Source organism: Colwellia sp. 1_MG-2023 (assembly GCF_030546755.1).
In the GTDB taxonomy this organism is placed as follows: Bacteria; Pseudomonadota; Gammaproteobacteria; order Enterobacterales; family Alteromonadaceae; genus Thalassotalea_H.
Genome location: NZ_JAUOPE010000011.1, coordinates 12,285 through 30,092 on the forward strand (window position 1 = coordinate 12,285; position 17,808 = coordinate 30,092).

The following is a 17,808-nucleotide window of genomic DNA, read 5'->3' on the forward strand; positions in this document are numbered from 1 at the left end:
AAAGCACTAGGATTAATTATATTTAATGGCTAAAATTGAAACATAACACTCTATGCGAAATTTCGCGAATTCTTTTGAAAAATTATGGCTATATTAGACGTTTTACGATTTCCAGATGAAAGACTACGCACTAAAGCAGCGCCCGTTGCTGAAGTGAATGAAGATATTAAAAACATTGTTGCTGACATGTTTGAAACTATGTACGCAGAAAATGGTGTGGGCTTAGCGGCAACCCAAGTAAATATACATCAACGGATCGTGGTAATTGATGTTTCCGAAGACAAAGAACAATCTTATGTTTTAATTAATCCTGAAATTATCAAGAAAAATGATGAAATCATGATTAACGAGGAAGGTTGTTTGTCGGTGCCAAGCAACTATGCAAAAGTAGAACGCCACACAGAAGTCACTGTAAAAGCACTTGATATCAATGGCGAAGAATTTGAACTAGACGCAACCGAGTTATTATCAATTTGTATTCAACATGAGTTAGATCATCTTGATGGAGTGCTTTTTGTGGATTATTTATCACCACTAAAGCGTAAGCGTATTCAAACAAAGTTAGAAAAAGAAGCTCGTTTAGCAAAAGCTGGCGCTTAATCACTATTATTAAGAATAGAATCTACCTATGTCACAACCTTTAAATATTATTTTTGCCGGTACTCCTGATTTTGCCGCCAAGCATTTAGCTGCACTGATCAATTCTCACCACAATGTTATTGCGGTGTATTGTCCACCGGATAAACCTGCTGGCCGAGGTAAAAAACTCACGGCATGTGCTACTAAGCTGTTAGCCATTGAAAACAATATTCCCGTTGAACAACCGCAGCATTTCAAAGAAAGTAAAGATCAAGCAACATTATTAAATTACCATGCAGACATTATGGTGGTGGTTGCCTACGGTTTATTACTGCCTAAAGTTATATTAGACGCGCCCCGACTAGGCTGTATTAATGTTCACGGTTCTATTTTACCTAAATGGCGTGGCGCCGCCCCTATTCAACGCGCTGTTGAAGCAGGTGATGTAGAAACCGGTGTTACCATCATGCAAATGGATGAAGGTCTTGATACTGGCGATATGATTTTAAAAGCGATTTGTGAAATCAGCCAACAAGATACCAGTGCTAGTATTTATGAGAAACTTGCCGAATTAGGGCCTCAAGCTTTAACCGAAACATTGCAGTTAATGGCTGAAAATAAACATCACGCTGAACCACAAAGTAATGATTTAGCCACGCACGCAGCTAAACTTAATAAAGATGAAGCAGAATTTGACTGGCAATTATCAGCAAAAACTTTACATCAAAAGCTTCGTGCTTATATTCCTTGGCCTGTCGCTCAGTTTACTTTTAATGATGACAAACAAAAACAACACCGTATTCGCGCTTGGCAAGCCAGTATTGTTGAAGATGATTTTAGCGAGACTCCTGGCACCATTATCAATGTCGATAAAACAGGTGTCACCGTAGCTACTGGTGATCAGGCGTTAAAATTAGAAATTTTGCAATTACCGGGCAAAAAAGCGCTGCCGTTTTCTGACATATTAAATGGACGCGCTGAATGGTTTCAAAAAGGTCAATCTATTAATGGTTTAGGTGAATAACATAATGGCAACAAATGTAAGAGCCCTAGCCGCTAAATGTACTTATGCCGTCATTGATAAAGGACGTAGTCTTGCTGATGAGTTACCAACACAGCAAGAAAAAGTAGTAGGTAAAGATAAAGGGCTACTACAGGAGTTATGTTATGGCGTATTACGCTACTTACCTGAATTAGAGCATGAAGTAAGACAACTGATTCAAAAGCCATTAGTCGCTAAACAAAGAGCGGTGCATTTTTTGCTGTTGGTAGGTATTTATCAAATAAAGTATACCCGCATACCAGATCATGCAGCAGTCAGCGAAACCGTTGCTGCCACTAAACCTTTGAAACATCAACATTTAAAAGCTTTAGTTAATGGTATTTTGCGTAATTTTCAGCGTAAGTCATCTGATAACAATGAAAATTTGCCTGATGCAATAAAATTTAATCACCCTGGCTGGTTTATTAAAAAAATACAAAATGCTTACCCAAATGACTGGCGGGCCGTTCTAAACGCCAATCAAGAAAAACCACCAATGTGGCTAAGAGTTAATCAACAGCATCATACGATTAATCAATATCTCGAATTATTAGCAAAGGCTGATATCGAAGTAGATAGCTGTGATGAATTCTCTGGAGCAATAAAGTTAGCTCAAGCAACAGATGTAAATAATCTGCCGGGCTTTGAGCTTGGCCATGTATCGGTACAAGATGGCGCGGCTCAGCAAGCGGCTGTACTTTTAGATTGCCAACCCAATGATCACGTACTTGATTGCTGTGCAGCACCCGGTGGTAAAACATGTCATATCTTAGAGCTTAGTCCGTCGATAAAATCAATGACTGCCATTGATATTGAAGATAAACGCTTATTACGTGTAAAAGAAAATCTCGCTCGACTTAACCTAACTGCAAAAGTTATTGCCGCCGATGCGTCTAAACCTGAACTATGGTGGGACAATCAAGAATATGACCGCATATTACTTGATGCACCTTGTTCTGGCACTGGTGTGATCAGGCGTCACCCAGATATAAAATGGTTAAGAAAATCAACAGATATTGAAGCACTGACGTTATTACAACAACAAATATTGAAAAATATATGGTCATTGCTTAAACCCGGTGGTACTTTGCTTTATGTTACTTGTAGTATTTTACCTGAAGAAAACTGTGAACAAATTCAGCAGTTTATTTCAGAAAATTCCGATGCAGAGCTGATAGCAATAGAAAATACCCAACAGAAAATAGGCTGGCAAATATTACCGAATGAACAGTCTATGGATGGTTTTTACTACGCTAAGCTAAAAAAGAAAAATAACGGATAGCATCCAATGAAAATAGTCATAATTGGCGCAGGACAAGTTGGTGGCACACTCGCGGAAAATTTAGTGGGTGAAAAAAACGACATCACTTTAATTGATACCAACGCAGAAATATTGCGCGAGTTGCAAGATAAAATGGACCTGCAAGTGGTAGTAGGTCAAGGTTCACACCCTGATGTATTAAAACAAGCGGGTGCTGAAGATGCTGAACTTATTGTTGCCGTAACCAGTGACGATGCAACCAATATGATTGCCTGCCAAATTTGTTATTCATTATTTAATACCGCCACAAAAATAGCTCGTATACGTTCTGCTAAAATTTTGAAATATCAAGATGAGTTATTTCAGCACGAAAATATTCCTGTCGATCACGTTATTGCACCTGAAGAATTAGTTACTCGAGATATCGCTCGATTAATTGATTACCCAGGTGCATTACAAGTATTAGAATTTGCTAAAGGTAAAGTGAGTTTAGTTGCTGTTAAAGCCTATTATGGCGGTTTATTAGTAGGTCATGCCCTGTCAACTCTGCGAGAACATATTCCTAATGTTGATACGCGGGTTGCTGCTATATATCGTAACGGTAAGCCTATTCGTCCACTTGGCACAACCGTGATTGAAGCAGATGATGAAGTGTTTTTCATTGCCGCTACTATTCATATTCGTGCTGTTATGAACGAATTACAAAAACTTGAGCCTGCTTACAAACGAATCATGATTGCTGGTGGTGGTAATATTGGAGCTGGCTTAGCTCGCTTATTAGAAAAAAATCATCAAGTGAAACTAATTGAGCACACACCTAAACGTGCCGCTTATTTAGCTTCTGAGCTAAACGATACCTTAGTCTTTGTCGGTGATTCATCAGATCAAGAACTATTGATGGAAGAACATGTTGACCAATTTGATGTTTTTATTGCTGTCACAAACGATGACGAAGCCAATATTATGTCATCTTTACTCGCAAAACGTTTAGGTGTGCGCAAAGCCATGGTGTTGATACAACGTAGCGCCTATATTGATTTAGTCCATGGCAGTAATATCGATATCGCCGTTTCTCCACAACACGCAACAATTTCAGCATTATTAACTCATGTACGTAAAGGTAGTATTAATAATGTTTATAGTTTACGAGGCGGTGCAGCGGAAGCGATAGAAATTGTAGCCAAAGGTAATGAAAACTCATCTAAAGTTATTGGCAGAACTATTGCTTCATTAAAGTTACCTCCAGGTACAACCATTGGTGCGATAGTGCGTGATGAAGAAGTTATCATCGCCCACTCTCATACTGAAATTTTAGCCGAAGATCATGTGATTTTATTTTTAGTGAATAAGAAATATATTTCAGATGTAGAGAAATTATTCTATGTTGATCCGCTTAAGTTCTTTTAAGGGAATAGACTAATTTACAGAGCAAGTTACGTGCAGGTTATCGATATAATGTTGCTTTAATTGTCCGCTAATACGCATTTCTTCTAAAGCTTTATTAAATTTATCAATAAAACTCTTTGAAACTGTCTTTTTATTAAACAAAAAATATATCGGGGTTTCATAAAGTACTGATGAATGAATAGTTATTTCAGGGAAAGGGAGTCGATTTAATTCGTGACATAGAACAATACTATCGTCGATAACAATATCTACTCGCTCATAATTAAGCATTTTTAATCGCTTACTCACCGTGTCACTATAAATAAAGTTATTACTATCTGCTTTTGCTTTTTCAATTTCCTCGCCATACCAACCAGCAAGGTTTATAGCGATGATTTTATCTGATTCAATAATATTCTTAATATTGGTAGATTCACTAATACTCCTATCATTTGTACGATAGGCAAATTGATTGATTTCATGTCTATACTGGTTACTATACCAATATGCTTGAGCTCGTTCCTTATTAAAGCTAGCGCCAAGACCAATATCAACATTACCTTTTTTTAATTCAAACAAAGAACGTCTTTCAGGAAAATGTACGACTTTTAATTCACAGCCAACTTCATTTAAAATAATTCGAAGTAACTCAATATCAGCTCCCATGCTAACCCCTTCAGGGCTCATATATATGTATGGATACCAATCAATCGTTGAAGATAATATTAATGGGTTTTCGCAACCGAAGTTTTTAGCAATAACTTGACAGTTAAAAAGCAAAAAAATCATAGTTAAAAAATAAGTACTAAACTTGTTAAATGCTGTGTTTTTAAACATAACTAATTATATGAATTAAAATAATAACTTAAGCCTAGTGTATCGCGAAGATATTTTCAAAATTCAGCAGTCAGACGAATATTCTCATTAGAGTTTATTTTATTAGTCGATTCACGAACGCCAAAACGCAGGGGTAAATAACACCAACAAGGTAAATATTTCTAACCGTCCAAATAACATCGCTAAAATAAGTACCCATTTACTCGAATCGCCCAGGCTAGCAAAGCTAGACGCAACCTCGCCCAAACCAGGCCCTAAGTTGTTTAAACAGGCTGCAACAGCAGTAAAGGCTGTAATGTCATCAACACCTGCAGCTAATAATGCCAACATACAGAGTACAAACACCGCCGCATATGCCGAGAAAAAGCCCCATATTGCTTCAACGACTCGATTAGGTAGCGCTTTATTGCCAAGTTTAATGGTAAAAATAGCTTTAGGATGAACAAGCTTATTAAGTTCTCTTAATCCTTGTAGATACAATAAAACTACCCGAACAACTTTCATACCACCGCCAGTACTACCTGCACAACCACCAATAAAACTAGAAAATATTAATAAAATAGGTAAAAGCGTAGGCCATTCAGCAAATGACGTGGTTGCAAAGCCTGCTGTTGTACTAATTGATACCGATTGAAATAAAGCCTGATCGAAAGCTTCAAAGCCTGTTTCATAAACACCAACAGACATTAATACGGTAAAACAGAGCAAGGTTAAGGCAATTTGAATTGAAATAAACACTTTAAATTCTGGATCATAAAAATATGCCCGCAATGATTTACTATGAACAACAGCAAAATGCAGCGCAAAATTAACACCGGAAATAAGTAAGAAAAACACACAGACAAAATTAATTAAAGGACTATCAAAATATCCCATACTTAAGTCATGAGTAGAAAAACCACCAATTGCTATGGTAGAAAAAGCATGGCAAATGGCATCAAAACCGCTCATACCAGCTAACCAATAACTGATTGAGCAAGCGATCGTTAATGAGAGATAGATAAACCATAAATGTTTGGCGGTGTCAGCGATTCGAGGCGTCATTTTTGAGTCTTTCACTGGCCCTGGTGTTTCAGCGCGATATAACTGCATGCCACCAACTCCAAGCATAGGAAGAACCGCAACCGCTAACACGATAATGCCCATACCGCCTAACCATTGTAATTGTTGTCTATACCACAAAACCGCATGTGGCAGGCCGTCTATTTTAGTGAGTATCGTCGCGCCAGTGGTTGTTAAACCTGAAAAAGATTCAAAAAAAGCATCAGCTACCGACAAGTTAGGTTGGTCTAATAACATCAAAGGTATTGCTGAGAAACTGGCTAAAACAGTCCAAAACAAAACAACAATTAAAAAGCCCTCTCTGGCTCTTAAATCACTTCGTTCCTCTCGGTTAGGATACCAAGCAAATAACCCTGCGATTAAGCAGAATACAAAAGACATTAAAAATGAAACACCGCCACCATCACGATAAATTAAGGAGATTAAAGCAGGTGGCAGCATAGTGACGCTCAGTATGGTCACTAAAAGTCCTAATATGCGGATAATATTTTTATATTGCACGACTAATGGTACTTCTTATTATTCATGTGACTAAACTGACTTTAAGATTAATTGACCAGATGACAACGTTTTTAATTGTTCTTTTAATAACAATACGTTGGCTTCTGGAATAGCTAATGTTAATGCAACATCCACTTGGTAGCATTGTTCAACCACCTCACCACCGATAGTACTAAGTAAATGTAGCACATCATTCACTTGAGTATACTGACATGCTAACGTTTTGTGTACCATAGGAATTTTAGTTTTTGTCTTTAATAAAGTCAGGGCTTGCCTAACACTTCCCCCGTATGCCCTTTGCAGACCGCCAGTGCCTAGTTTTATACCGCCAAAATAACGAACCACTACCGCGCAAACTTCTCCTATGTTACTACCTTGCAGTACATTTAACATTGGACGACCAGCGGTACCTGATGGCTCGCCATCATCTGAAAAGCCATAACATTGGCTATTTTTAGGATGCGAACTGACAAACGCGTAACAATGGTGTCGCGCTTGTGGGTGCAATTCGATGACTTTTTTTAAGAAGGTTTTAGCGGCTTCATTAGACGCACAAGGTGATAGATAACAAATAAATCGACTTTTATTGATAATTGTTTCGTCTGTTACTTCACTCGCCGCTATTTGATATGTTTGTGACACGTTAAACTTTTACTTTTTTAGTCTAATTCTAAATCACGAGTCATATTTTCGTTATGCGATTGATGCACTATAATATTATCTTCAATACGAATACCACCAAACTGGCGCATTTCATCGACATTTTTCCAATGAATCATTTCGCCATTTTTAGATTGTTTTAAATCAGATAATAATGAGTCAATAAAATATAAACCAGGTTCTATAGTAAACACTTGCTCACTTTCAATAATGCGAGACGTTCTTAAGAAAGGGTGATTTTCTGGAGTATTAACATGTGTACCTCGTTCATCTGCCATAAAACCACCAACGTCGTGAGTTTGCAATCCTAAGTGATGACCAAGTCCATGTGGGAAAAAGGTACTCACTACACCAGCTTCAGCAGCCGTTGCCGCATCTACCGTTAAGTAGTCAAATTCATGTAATACATTGGCGATCTCATGATATACGTTGATATGTAAATCAACATAACTTTTACCTGGTTGAAGCCCATCAACCGCATTCAGCATTAATTGATCCATGCGAGCAATTAATTCAGCAAACTTATCACGTTTATATGAGTAGGTTCTGGTAATGTCTGAGGCATAACCATGAAAATTTGCCCCCGCGTCAATTAAGAAAGAACGATGCGCTTGAGGTACCCCTCTTTCTAATGCCGTATAATGCAAAATAGCGGTATTTTCATTAAGCGCCACTATATTACCGTATGGAGTTTCACTGTCGGTTTGTTGGCTAGCTTTTAAATAAGCTTGTTGGATATCATATTCCGATGCGCCATCAAAAAATGCGGCTTTTGCGGCTTTATGTGCTTTAACAGCAATACTATTCGAAAGTCGCATACATTCTTGCTCATATGATGTTTTATAGGCACGATGAAAATGCAAATAATTCAATAGTGTATCAGGGTTGATACTGTCAAATCCTAGCGCTTGGGCCACTTCAACATGTGCACCTATATACGCATACCCTTTTTTATCATAAGGTAAAAGTTGGTCTACAGCTGACGCTTTGTTAAGTATTTTAATATCAAAAAACTCATTCCAGTAACTTTCTGACAACGCAATAACTTTATGCCAAAAGTCAGTCGGCTGGTAATAAATAAGGGTCGGCTTATCTTCACCATTTATAATCAACCAAGAATTGGGGATGTTCACCAAAGGAAGCCAATGTTTAAAATGAGGGTTCACTTTAAATGGGTAGCTTAAATCATCTAAGAATACCTTTAATTCTTGTCCTGAATGAATGACCATTCCCTGCAAATTGTCTCGTTTAAGTGCATTTTTGGCTCTTATTTGCAGTTCAGCAACATGTGCTGGATATAAGGTAGAAAGTTTACTCATTCTCATTTGATCACCCTGATGAAAAATTTTAGCTATCATATCATAGCGATATTTGCAGTTCAGCAATTGTAAGCTCAATCTGCACTAAACTCAGCACGCTGAGCTAACCACCTATACTTTTTCAAATATCAGCAAGTCGTGAATACTATAATTGAGAAATATTTAAACTGTGTAGCTGATCAAATAACGAACTTTCTTCACCTACTTTATGTTGATAAATTTCTTGGTAAGCTAGCACGCTTTTTACATATTCTCGTGTTTCTCGAAAAGGAATAGTTTCAATCCAAATATCAGCAGGTAATTCATTTGCTGATTTTAGCCACTTTTTAACTCGATAAGGCCCTGCATTATAAGCGGCAGTAGCCAGAACTTGGTTTCCTTTATGCCTATCAAGTAAATCTTTTAAATATTTTGTGCCTAAATTAATATTATTTTTACTATCCAGTAAATATTTCGTCGATACTTTCTTCCGTCTTGTTAAATGTTTAGCGGTATCAGGCATTAACTGCATTAATCCTCTCGCTCCTACGGAAGAGTTAGCATCAGACATAAATGAACTTTCTCGTCGAGTAATAGCAAAGGCCCATGCGGGATCAATTGAATACTTGCTCGCGTGTTGTTTTATTTCATCATTAAATGCTAACGGAAAACGCAAATCGACATCATCTAAGTAACCCACTTGTGATAAAGCAAAAATTGCACGGTCATACCAACCAATTTCATTAGCTAACTTTGCAGCAACTAACTTTTGTCGTTCATTTAATTGTCGCAACCAGTAATTCCACTCTAATCGCGCATGGTAATAACGACCTAAATGGAAAAATTCAAAAGCTCGTTTACCAGCTACATTTTTAAATATCTCTATTTTTTCTTGTTCGGTAATTTTCAGTGGCTTATCTTGTAAATTCACTGGCTTATCGCTGTAAGTCGCGGCTAAAAACCCGTAGTAATGGCGGCTATCAGCTAACGCTTCCATTAATTGCTTACCAACAACATCTTCGTTAGTTGCTAATAAGCTTCGGGCATACCAATATTTCCATTGTTGCTTCTGTTGATAAGCTTTAGGTAAAGAAAGTAGTTCTGTTTTAATCGTTGGCCAATCTTGTTTTCTTAATACATCGGCAATTTTCCATTGAATAATATTGTCAGTTAAGTTGTTATCGTCAACTTGCTGTAACCATTCATTAGCTAAATCATGATTTTTACTGGCTAAAGCTAAAGCAAATTTCAACGCAATTTGCTGTTGTTGATCGGTATTAAAATCAAAAGCAGTTTGTGCTTGTTTATATGATTTAAGCGCCCTATTCTGATCTCGCCAAATTAACCTTTTAATACCATAAGTAAAAATGGTGGTTTCTTTCTCGTTTTTATTTGGAAATCTCGATAATTTAGTAATATAAGCGGGATCTCTTCTTACTTTATGCCAAAGCTTTCCCAAATATTGTTCGTTTTTTGGCAACAAACCCGTCAAATATGGAATTAAAGTATGTTTTCCACCATCAGCCGCTAACGATAGACGTTGCCAAACATGCTCAGCGGTACGTAAACCTGCTTTTTGCCATCGTTCGAATAATGGATCACATGATTTAGGTTGAGACTTTCCTACTACCCATAATTCTGCAATTTTAGGGAAAAGTTCAGCTTCTTTTACACCTTTATTTAGTTGGTATTGATAGTAATGACACGTTAAATTAACGTCATAAGTCGGTTGAAAAAACTCGATAAATAACGCCTGACGGTTTCTTTTTATTAAATAGTTCAACCATTTTTTTCGTAATGGCCAATCAAGGGGCGAACCTTGGTATTTATCCAAAAAGTCCGCTATTTCTTTTATCGAAGAAAGACGCATCCGATGAATTAGCCGTTTTTGGTCTAAATAGGGTTGCAATGGATAATAGTTTAACTGTTGGTAAAGGTTTTGATAGGTAGAAGAATCAGACTTCCACAATTGTTTTTCAGCTTTTTCAAATGCTTGCCGAAATTCACCTTCTGTAGAAGCATGAATTAGAGGTACTAGACTGAAAAACAAGGGAATAATCAGAAAAAGGTTACGCATATAAAAACCTGAAATATTTATCTCTCTCTAGGTTATTCACCCTATTACAACAAAGCAAGCATATTTACTTAAAAAACTATTTCGCCATTTGGTAGTTATCAGTATTTACTGTTAATATTAAAAAAAATGTTCGAAATATCCCTATGAAAAAATTAACAATTATCTTTTTAGTAAGTGTATTACTGCCTTTTTCACTGAGCGCTCAAAATACTCACAAAGCAGGTGTAGGACTTAACTATCATCTTGATCAGGAAGATGGTCCTGGTTATCACATTTTTTATCAATGGCAATTTGGTGAATCATTTGAATTTGAAACACGTTATTTTGACAATAGTGATATTCACTTAAAAAACAATGAGTTGGATGTATTTGCTAATTACAGCCAGTTTTCGATTGGTGCCAATTTTATCAAACGCTATAACAAAGATTTATCATTAAAAGCAGGTACAGGCTTAGGGTTTGTGGTTAATAGCTCGAATGAAGCCGTGATAGAAAAGCAAATGTCACCTTATATTATGCTTGCAGCAACATATAAACTTACCAAAAATTTATCTCTTGAGTTTGGTCAGTTTTCTCACTTTAACAGTGAAATAATCGACACAAATCATAGTTTGTTTTTATCACTAAGTTATCAATTTGGTCAAAGTTTTAATAATTATACGCCTGAAGAGCGTACTCCTGAACCCACTTTAAGAACAACGACTACAGAAACGCCAAATCAAGTAAGACCAAGCGTCGCGCCAGTTTTAGTAGAGCAAACACCAAAGAATAGCAAACAACCAATACGTCCGGTTATCAACAAACCTTTCTGGTATGTGCAATTTGGTGCATTTAGTAATATTAGTAATGGTCAACAATCTTTAGTTAAATTACAGCATTCTTATCCAAACATTCATTTTCAATTAGTGAATGCCAACAATTATTTTCGAATTATTAGTCATCACTTTCAATCAAAACAACGGGCGAATGATTTTATCAACATGATAATGACAAATTATAATTTGAATGGGTATGTCACTCAGTTAACCCTTCAAAACAATTAATTGGATAGATGGTTATGGATGAACTTTTTGCAGGCGCTGATCATCATTTAGATGCTATTGGGTTAAGGTGTCCTGAACCTGTAATGATGGTTAGATTAAACATACGTAAAATTAAAACAGGCGAAACATTGTTAGTTTTAGCTGACGACCCGTCAACAGCACGAGATATTCCTAGTTTTTGCCGTTTTATGGAACATCAACTCGTTGCACAACAAAGCGACGATATTCCCTTTCAGTACTTAATTAAAAAATCTTAATCTAGGGGCTATTGATCTTTATAACAATTTAATCATTCTTGAAAACAAAAAAGGTAGCATAACTAGCGAATAGTTAGCTACCTTACTTTTATTACCTGTAATTTATCAGAATCAACTTTGTAATAATGAAATATCTGCAATCGCTAAAAAGCTATTTCTGATTTCATTAAGTAAAGTTAACCGATTAGTTTTTACTTGTTCATCCTCAGCCATCACCATTACGCTATCAAAAAACTTATCTATCGGTTGTTTAATCTGAGATAACTCAGATAATACCGCTTTATAATCTCTTGCTTCTTGTAAAGGTTTTACTTTATTACTGATTGCTGCAAAAGTTTCGGCTAATTCAGTTTCAGCCTTTTCTGCAGCTAATGACGGTTTAAATTCTGTAAATAATTCACCTGTAAATTTCGCGAGTATATTACCAACACGTTTATTTGCTGCTGCTAATGTTTCTGCCTCAGGCATCGATTTAAAGTGACTAACCGCAGAAATGCGTTTTTCAAAATCTAAAGGTGCTGTAGGTGCATTTGCTAAAACGGCTTGAATAACATCAACTGAAATATTTTGTTCTTGATAGTGCGCTCTAAAACGACCTAAAACAAAATCTAATACGTCTTTTTGAGTATTTTCATTCGATAATTTATCACCGTACAAGGTAATACTTTCAGCTACTAACACGGCAATGTCTAAATCTAATTGTTTTTCAATAATAATACGTATCAAGCCAATTGCAGCCCTACGTAAAGCAAACGGGTCTTTATCACCTTTTGGCGGCTGATTAATACCAAAAATCCCAACTAATGAATCAATTTTATCTGCAATGGCTACCGAGCAACCAATGTTACCTTCAGGTAAACTATCTCCTGCATAGCGTGGACGATATTGATCTTCTAGAGCTTGTGCGACAGATTGGTCTTCGCCGTCATGAATAGCGTAGTATTTACCCATTGTACCTTGTACTTGAGGGAATTCTAAAACCATGTCACTCATTAAATCTGTTTTACTTAAAAGTCCTGCACGATGTGCTAGTTCCGCATCTTCATTAACTTGCTTGGCAATAAATTTACTTAAATCAGCGATACGTTCTGACTTAGCTTTTAATGTGCCTAATTGTTTTTGGAACAATACTGATTCTAAACTCGCTAACCTTGATTCAAGTGTTTGCTTTTTATCTGTCTTAAAGAAAAACTCAGCATCAGCAAGTCGTGGACGTATTACTTTCTCATTACCAAAAATAACCTTTTCTGGAGCTTTACTTTCAATGTTTGCAACAAAGATAAACTTGTTGATCAACTGGCCTTGTTTATCATTTACTGGGAAGTATTTTTGATGATCTTTCATTGAGTAAATTAACGGTTCAGCTGGTACTTGTAAAAACTCTTCATCAAAAGTCCCTACCAAGGTTACTGGCCATTCTACTAATGCAGTTACTTCATCAAGTAAATCTTGATCTATCAATGCATCTACCGATAATGCTTGTTCGGTCTGTTTAATTTGCTCGATGATAATTTGCTGTCTTGCTTGATAATCTACAATGACAAAGGCTTCTTTTAAAGTCGCTTCATAATGATCGGCATGAATTAATGTTACTAAGCCTTCATGATGAAAACGGTGACCTTGTAATAAATTATTTGACGATACGCCCAAAGTTTCACCACTAATAACTTTATCACCATACATTAAAGTTAGTGTATGCACAGGCCTAATAAATTGAATACGTTCACTGCCCCAACGCATCGGTTTAGGTATTGGTAATTTATTGACGGCATTATTTACCATTTCAGGAATAAGCATGTCTAAGGTTTTACCTGTTTGAATTGCTTTATGTAATAACCATTCGCCTTTATCGGTTTTTAAACGTTGTGCTTGCTCAATCGTAATCCCATTTGAACGAGCCCAACCTAATGCAGCTTTACTTGGTTCACCTGCTTCATCAAATGCCACATTTACAGCAGGACCACGTTTTTCAATTTCTTTATCTTGTTGCCTTTCATCTAATCCACTTACTTTTACAGCAAGTCTACGAGGTGTTGCAAACCAAGTTGCCGTTTCGAACGTTAGGTCAGCAGCTTCTAATTGCGACGTGATCTGTTCAAAAAATATTGTTGCTAATTTTTTTAACGATTTTGGTGGTAACTCTTCCGTACCTAATTCAATTAGTAATGTATCTTTCATAATCCTGTTACCCTCGCTCTTCTGACTTTTTGCACATTGGAAAGCCTAATTCTTCACGAGTTGCATAATATGCTTCTGCACAAGCCTTTGATAAAGCTCGTACTCTTAATATATAACGTTGTCTCTCTGTTACTGAAATAGCGTGCCTTGCATCTAGTAAATTAAAGGCATGAGATGCTTTCATTACCTGCTCATATGCAGGCAGTGCTAAGCCTGCTTCAATTAATTTTTGACTATCCTTTTCACACTGATCAAACTGTAGAAATAACGCATCTACATCAGCATGTTCAAAGTTATAAGCAGACTGCTCTACTTCATTTTGATGAAATACATCGCCATAAAGTACCTTGCCCATTGGACCATCAGTCCAAACAAGATCATAAATACTATCTACATTTTGAATATACATAGCTAAGCGTTCTAACCCGTAAGTAATTTCACCGGTTACAGGTGTACACTCTAATCCGCCTACTTGTTGGAAATATGTAAACTGGGTAATTTCCATGCCATTTAACCAAATTTCCCAACCTAGTCCCCATGCACCTAATGTTGGTGATTCCCAGTTGTCTTCCACAAAGCGAATATCATGTACTAATGGATCAATGCCTAGCTCTTTTAATGAATTTAAATACAGCTCTTGTATATTCTTCGGAGATGGCTTTAGCATTACTTGAAATTGATAATAATGCTGTAAACGATTTGGGTTTTCGCCATAACGACCATCTGTAGGACGACGACAAGGTTGAACATACGCACTACTAATTGGCTCTGGACCCACTGCACGTAAAAACGTCATAGGATGGAATGTACCAGCGCCTACTTCTAAATCTAAAGGTTGAACTATGACACAACCTTGACGTGACCAATAATCTTGCAATTGCAAAATTAAACCTTGGAATGTTTTACTATTAAACGTGCTCATGATTTTCCGATTTTTTACTGGTTAAATATTTACTTGCGGTAGTATACCGTTTGTCTGATTATTCGCCTAGATACCAAAGCAACTTTATCGAGTTAATACTCAATAAGTAGCGACTTATTCTTTTAATGCTATCTAAATTGATGTCCGTACATACACTAATTTAATGAAACTATCTAATCTGTTAGCAATTGCTTTTATGCTTTAATGAAAAAAGAGCCCAAAGGCTCTTTTTTAAACTAACCATATGATATTTCTACTATATATCTAAGTTCGCCACTTTTAATGCGTTATCTTCAATAAAGTTTCTACGTGGCTCTACATGATCGCCCATTAAAGTATTAAACAATTGATCGGCTGCAATAGCATCTTCAATCGTTACTTGTAACATTCTTCGTGTTTCAGGATCCATGGTGGTTTCCCAAAGTTGATCAGGATTCATTTCCCCCAACCCTTTATAACGTTGAATGTATTGTCCACGTTTAGATTCAGCCATTAACCAATCTAAAGCTTCTTCAAACGTTGTCGCATATTTAACTTTATCGCCACGTTTAACATAACCACCTTCTTCTATTAAACCATTGATGGCTGCATTAAGTGCAATAATAGAGCTAAACTCTTTTGAGTCTATAAATTCATAGCTACAATTATATTCGGTATCAATACCATGTTTGCGAACAATGAAACTTGGATAATAAACATTTCGTTCACTATCTTGTTTTACAACTACAGAATAGATAGAACCATTACCGTCTTGATTATCTAATTGGGCTAATAAGTTTGCAGTCCATGCTTCTACTTTTGCTTTATCTGAGAAATCTTCTTTATTAATCGTTGAGCTATAAATCATTTTTTCTAAGATATCAGCAGGTATCTGTCTAGATAATCTTTTGATAGTAGCGGTTACATCTCTAAACTGATTAACTAACTTTTCCAAAGCTGCTCCTGCAATTGCTGGAGCTGAGTCATTAACATGTATTGCCGCATTATCTAAGGCTAACGTTGTTAAATATTCAGTTAAGCCATCATCATCTTTAATATAACGTTCTTGCTTACCTTTTTTCACTTTGTAAAGTGGTGGTTGAGCAATATAAATATAACCTCGTTCCATAATCTCAGGCATTTGACGATAGAAGAAAGTTAATAATAACGTACGGATATGAGAGCCATCGACATCAGCATCGGTCATTATAATAATACTGTGATAACGTAATTTATCTGGATCGTATTCATCACGACCAATACCACAACCAAGCGCAGTGATTAATGTTCCAACTTCTTGAGATGAAATCATTTTATCAAAACGTGCTTTTTCTACGTTTAATATTTTACCTTTCAAAGGTAATATTGCTTGGTTTTTACGGTTACGTCCCTGCTTAGCTGAACCGCCAGCAGAGTCCCCTTCCACAATATAGAGTTCAGATAATGCTGGGTCTTTTTCCTGACAGTCAGCTAGTTTTCCAGGTAAGCCCGCAATATCTAAGGCTCCTTTTCTTCGAGTCATTTCACGTGCTTTACGTGCAGCTTCACGAGCTCTAGCGGCATCAACTATCTTCATAATAATTGTGCGAGCTACTGCTGGTTTTTCTAAAAGGTATTCACCTAACTTTTCACCCATAGCTTGCTCAACCGCTGTTTTAACTTCAGATGAAACTAGCTTGTCTTTGGTTTGCGATGAGAATTTTGGATCTGGAACTTTAACAGAAATAACGGCGGTTAATCCTTCACGAGCATCATCACCAGAAGCACTGGTTTCTGTACTGCCACCTTTCTTGGTTTTATTTAAACCTTCTTTAACCATATAGCTATTTAACGTTCTGGTTAATGCAGTACGGAAACCACTTAAATGTGTTCCACCATCTTTTTGTGGAATATTATTAGTAAAACAATGAATACTTTCTTGGAAACCATCATTCCATTGCATAGCAACTTCAACAATGATTCCATCTTCTCTCTCAAGATCAAAGTAAAATATTTCTTCATTTACTGCGGTTTTATTAGTATTTAAATAATCAACAAAAGCTTGTATCCCACCATCAAAATGGAAATGGTCTTCTTTACCTTCTTCTCGCTCATCAATTAAACGAATTGAAATACCTGAGTTCAAGAATGATAGTTCACGAATTCTTTTTACTAATAAGTCATAATGAAACAAAGTATCAGAGAATGTTTCAGCACTTGGCCAAAATCTAACTTCAGTACCTGTACGTTCACTTTCACCAATGACCGCTAATGGCGCTTCAGGCTCACCGGCTTGATAAATTTGTTCGTAAAGTTTGCCTTCCCTTCTGATATTAAGTTTTAGTTTACTACTTAATGCATTAACCACAGAAATACCAACACCATGAAGACCGCCTGAAACTTTATATCCAGAATCTTCTCCACCAAACTTACCACCAGCATGTAATACCGTCATGATAACTTCAGCTGCAGAAACTCCTTCTTCAGGATGAATATCCGTTGGAATTCCACGACCATCATCCTTTACCGAAACAGAACCATCTAAATGGATAGTAACTATAATATCACTACAATGACCTGCTAATGCTTCATCTATAGAGTTATCCAACACTTCAAAAACCATATGATGTAAACCAGTGCCATCATCAGTGTCACCAATATACATCCCAGGTCTTTTACGAACTGCATCAAGCCCTTTTAAAACTTTAATACTATCCGAGCCATATTCATTTTCTACTGTCATAGCG

14 protein-coding genes are annotated in these 17,808 nt (G+C 36.5%); 6 read left to right on the top strand and 8 right to left on the bottom strand.

Annotated elements, in window-relative coordinates; translation table 11 throughout:
* The first annotated feature begins 84 nt into the window (after positions 1-84).
* The 4 genes from def to trkA are packed head-to-tail and all read left to right on the top strand — an operon-like array spanning position 85 to position 4,289.
* Positions 85-600: a peptide deformylase gene (gene def, locus Q4493_RS12890; RefSeq protein WP_303453307.1), complete on the top strand. Its 516-nt coding sequence runs from the start codon at positions 85-87 to the stop codon at positions 598-600.
* Positions 601-628: 28 nt separating this feature from the next.
* The gene (fmt, locus tag Q4493_RS12895; RefSeq protein ID WP_303453309.1) at positions 629-1,603 is read left to right on the top strand and encodes a methionyl-tRNA formyltransferase; all 975 of its coding nucleotides are present in this window, start codon (positions 629-631) and stop codon (positions 1,601-1,603) included.
* Positions 1,604-1,607: 4 nt separating this feature from the next.
* Positions 1,608-2,903 (top strand): 16S rRNA (cytosine(967)-C(5))-methyltransferase RsmB, encoded by a 1,296-nt coding sequence (gene rsmB / locus Q4493_RS12900; protein ID WP_303453311.1) that lies wholly within the window; start codon positions 1,608-1,610, stop codon positions 2,901-2,903.
* 6 nt (positions 2,904-2,909) lie between these two features.
* Entirely contained in the window at positions 2,910-4,289 is a 1,380-nt protein-coding gene (trkA, locus tag Q4493_RS12905; RefSeq protein ID WP_303453313.1) for a Trk system potassium transporter TrkA, read from the top strand.
* Positions 4,290-4,298: 9 nt separating this feature from the next.
* Here trkA and Q4493_RS12910 read toward each other — a convergent pair whose 3' ends face one another.
* The 5 genes from Q4493_RS12910 to Q4493_RS12930 form a co-directional block, all read right to left on the bottom strand.
* Complete coding sequence (locus Q4493_RS12910) at positions 4,299-5,048, bottom strand: ABC transporter substrate-binding protein (protein ID WP_303453316.1); 750 nt, start codon at positions 5,046-5,048, stop codon at positions 4,299-4,301.
* Positions 5,049-5,216: 168 nt separating this feature from the next.
* Complete coding sequence (locus Q4493_RS12915) at positions 5,217-6,668, bottom strand: TrkH family potassium uptake protein (protein ID WP_303453319.1); 1,452 nt, start codon at positions 6,666-6,668, stop codon at positions 5,217-5,219.
* Between the two features lie 30 nt (positions 6,669-6,698).
* Positions 6,699-7,310, bottom strand: a complete 612-nt coding sequence (locus Q4493_RS12920) for a YigZ family protein (RefSeq protein ID WP_303453321.1) — start codon at positions 7,308-7,310, stop codon at positions 6,699-6,701.
* A 17-nt stretch (positions 7,311-7,327) separates the two neighbouring features.
* On the bottom strand, positions 7,328-8,647 hold the full coding sequence (pepQ, locus tag Q4493_RS12925; protein ID WP_303453568.1) for a Xaa-Pro dipeptidase: 1,320 nt from the start codon (positions 8,645-8,647) through the stop codon (positions 7,328-7,330).
* Between the two features lie 145 nt (positions 8,648-8,792).
* Positions 8,793-10,703, bottom strand: a complete 1,911-nt coding sequence (locus tag Q4493_RS12930; protein WP_303453322.1) for a transglycosylase SLT domain-containing protein — start codon at positions 10,701-10,703, stop codon at positions 8,793-8,795.
* Between the two features lie 143 nt (positions 10,704-10,846).
* On the opposite strand from Q4493_RS12930, the gene Q4493_RS12935 reads away from it, so the two are divergent.
* Together Q4493_RS12935 and tusA are read left to right on the top strand one after the other, a co-directional pair.
* The gene (locus tag Q4493_RS12935) at positions 10,847-11,746 is read left to right on the top strand and encodes an SPOR domain-containing protein (protein WP_303453323.1); all 900 of its coding nucleotides are present in this window, start codon (positions 10,847-10,849) and stop codon (positions 11,744-11,746) included.
* A 14-nt stretch (positions 11,747-11,760) separates the two neighbouring features.
* On the top strand, positions 11,761-12,003 hold the full coding sequence (tusA, locus tag Q4493_RS12940) for a sulfurtransferase TusA (protein ID WP_303453324.1): 243 nt from the start codon (positions 11,761-11,763) through the stop codon (positions 12,001-12,003).
* 111 nt (positions 12,004-12,114) lie between these two features.
* Here tusA and glyS read toward each other — a convergent pair whose 3' ends face one another.
* From glyS to gyrB, 3 genes are all read right to left on the bottom strand, one after another.
* Complete coding sequence (gene glyS, locus Q4493_RS12945) at positions 12,115-14,181, bottom strand: glycine--tRNA ligase subunit beta (protein ID WP_303453326.1); 2,067 nt, start codon at positions 14,179-14,181, stop codon at positions 12,115-12,117.
* Between the two features lie 7 nt (positions 14,182-14,188).
* On the bottom strand, positions 14,189-15,103 hold the full coding sequence (gene glyQ, locus Q4493_RS12950; protein ID WP_303453329.1) for a glycine--tRNA ligase subunit alpha: 915 nt from the start codon (positions 15,101-15,103) through the stop codon (positions 14,189-14,191).
* Between the two features lie 256 nt (positions 15,104-15,359).
* Entirely contained in the window at positions 15,360-17,804 is a 2,445-nt protein-coding gene (gene gyrB, locus Q4493_RS12955) for a DNA topoisomerase (ATP-hydrolyzing) subunit B (RefSeq protein ID WP_303453332.1), read from the bottom strand.
* Between the last annotated feature and the right edge of the window lie 4 nt (positions 17,805-17,808).